Annotated in this window: 3 protein-coding genes; 1 reads left to right on the top strand and 2 read right to left on the bottom strand. The window is 72.2% G+C overall.

The window, feature by feature from the left end; translation table 11 throughout:
* Positions 1-596 (bottom strand): acyltransferase (locus tag H5J33_RS31930; protein WP_181798227.1); only part of this gene is annotated, 596 nt, incomplete at its 3' end.
* A gap of 111 nt (positions 597-707) precedes the next feature.
* Between H5J33_RS31930 and H5J33_RS31925 the strand changes: the two genes are divergently transcribed.
* Positions 708-1,235 (top strand): gamma carbonic anhydrase family protein, encoded by a 528-nt coding sequence (locus H5J33_RS31925; protein ID WP_181798226.1) that lies wholly within the window; start codon positions 708-710, stop codon positions 1,233-1,235.
* A 31-nt stretch (positions 1,236-1,266) separates the two neighbouring features.
* Here H5J33_RS31925 and H5J33_RS31920 read toward each other — a convergent pair whose 3' ends face one another.
* Positions 1,267-1,917, bottom strand: coding sequence for a DedA family protein (locus H5J33_RS31920; protein WP_181798225.1), 651 nt, complete (start codon positions 1,915-1,917; stop codon positions 1,267-1,269).
* Positions 1,918-2,250: the final 333 nt, after the last annotated feature.

The raw sequence follows: 2,250 nt of genomic DNA, 5'->3' as shown, positions 1-2,250 counted from the left end.
GGCGCCCCGGCCACCACCGCGTGGTCCGGCACCGTGCCCCGGACCACCGAGCCGGCCGCCACGACCACGTTCCGGCCGATCCGCGCCCCCGGCAGGATCACCGCGCCGGTGCCGATCCAGCAGCCCGGCCCGATCTCGACCGGCTCCATGCGCGGCCACTGCTTGCCGATGGGCTGGTGCGGGTCGTCGTAGGAGTGGTTGGTGGAGGTGACGTAGACGTACGGGCCGAAGTAGCAGTCGCTGCCGATGGTGACCGTGGTGTCCGCGATGACATGGCTGCCACGGCCGAGGACCACGCCGTCGCCGATGCGCAGGATCGGGTCCGGACCGAGGTCCAGGTCGGGCATCAGGCCCGCGGTGAGGGTCACCTGCTCGCCGATGATGCAGTACGAGCCGAGCCGGATCCACGGTTCGCCGAAGATCGTGCCGAGCGGGAAGGCCAGCCGGGTGTGCTCGCCGAGGGCGCCGAAGCGGAAGCGGCCGGGGTGCTCGGCCGTCACCGAGCCCGTGCGCCGCGCCCACGCCCAGCCCGCGTGGACGGCGCGCTGGGCCAGGCGCTGACGCCAGGATGAGAACGTGTTCTTGCGCTTCGGCACGCGCTCACGTTACTCACCGGTTGCCCCCGGCGAGAGGCCGGGCCGCTGTGATCTTCGCCCCACCCGGTGTCGTACGGTTCGGGCACGGCACGCACACACAAGGAGACGGTGATGACGCAGAAGGCGCTGGTCGTGGGCATCCGGGGCAAGGAACCCCAGGTCGATCCGGAGGCGTTCGTGGCACCCACGGCGTCCGTGGTCGGGGACGTCACGCTGCACGAGGGGGCCAGTGTCTGGTACGGGGCCGTCGTGCGCGGGGACATAGAGAAGATCACCGTGGGGGCGCGGGCCAATGTGCAGGACAACGTCACCCTGCACGCCGACCCCGGGTACCCGGTGCGCATCGGGGAGCGGGTGTCCATCGGGCACAACGCGGTGGTGCACGGGGCGACCGTGGAGGAGGACTGCCTGATCGGGATGGGCGCGACCGTCCTGAACGGGGCGGTGATCGGGGCGGGCTCGCTGGTCGCCGCCCAGGCGCTGGTACCGCAGGGAATGGTGGTGCCGCCCGGATCGCTGGTCGCGGGGGTGCCGGCGAAGGTGCGGCGGGCCCTGTCGGAGGAGGAGCGGGAGGGCGTGGTCCTCAACGGCACGCTGTACGCCGACCTGGCGAAGGAGCATCGCGAGGTGCACGGGTGAGGGGGATGTTCTCCCACCCGGCGCTACGGGTTCACTCCCCGGCCTTCACGGGCTCCGCTTCCGCTTCCCGCTGCTCCGGCCGCACCTTCTTCGCCTTGCGCTTGACGATCAGCATGGAGCCGAGTCCGATGAGGACGGCCACGCCCAGGCCGACGTAGGAGAAGCGCTTCAGCCAGTCCTCGGCGACGGTGCCGACGTAGTAGATGACGGCCGTGGTGCCCCCGGCCCAGCAGATGCCGCCGAGGACGTTGGCGATCAGGAACTTCCAGTACGGCATGTGCAGGACGCCGGCGAGGGGGCCGGCGAAGATGCGCAGCAGGGCGACGAAGCGGCCGAAGAAGACCGCCCACATGCCCCACTTCTCGAAGGAGCGTTCGGCGGTGGCCACGTGGCCCGCGCCGAAGTGGCGTGGGAACTTCCCGCCGAGCCAGGCCAGCAGCGGGCGTCCGCCCTTGCGGCCGATGGCATAGCCGATCGAGTCGCCGATCACCGCTCCGGCGGTCGCGCAGGCGCCGAGGACGACCGGGTTGACGCCCGTGTGCTGCGAGGACATCAGGGCCGCCGAGACCAGGATGATCTCGCCCGGCAACGGGATGCCCAGGCTCTCCAGACCGATCACCAGGGCCACCACGGCGTAGACGGCGGCGGCAGGCACCGAGTCGAGCCATTCCTGGACGTGCACCGCCGGTTCCTCCCCTGTCGCTGACCTGGTCGTCGTGTGTCTCCGGCCGCCTCGCATGCGAAGCGCGGCCCAAGGGAAGGCTACCTGGTCGGCGCCGAACGGCCGCCTGCCGTGCGGGCGGCGGCACCGTTCCGCCCGCACGCCTTACGTTTCCGGACATCCCCGTGTCACGCGGGAGGGGAAGGCTCCACGCGGTTTCGCCCGGCCCGCTCCCCCCAGGCCCGCAGGGGCCCGCCGCGGAAGGACGACGTCCCGTGTCCCCAGCTCCAGCACCACCCCCGGCCCCGCCCCCGGTCCCGTCCGCCTCCACCGCCCGCCCGCTGCCGCTCACGC

Source organism: Streptomyces sp. WELS2, from assembly GCF_013870595.1.
In the GTDB taxonomy this organism is placed as follows: Bacteria; Actinomycetota; Actinomycetes; order Streptomycetales; family Streptomycetaceae; genus Streptomyces.
This window is presented reverse-complemented; position numbering and strand designations above follow the sequence as displayed.

Coding starts and splice junctions, on each gene's coding strand:
- H5J33_RS31925 (WP_181798226.1), top strand. CDS start 708: ATGACGCAGAAGGCGCTGGTCGTGGGCATCCGGGGCAAGGAACCCCAG.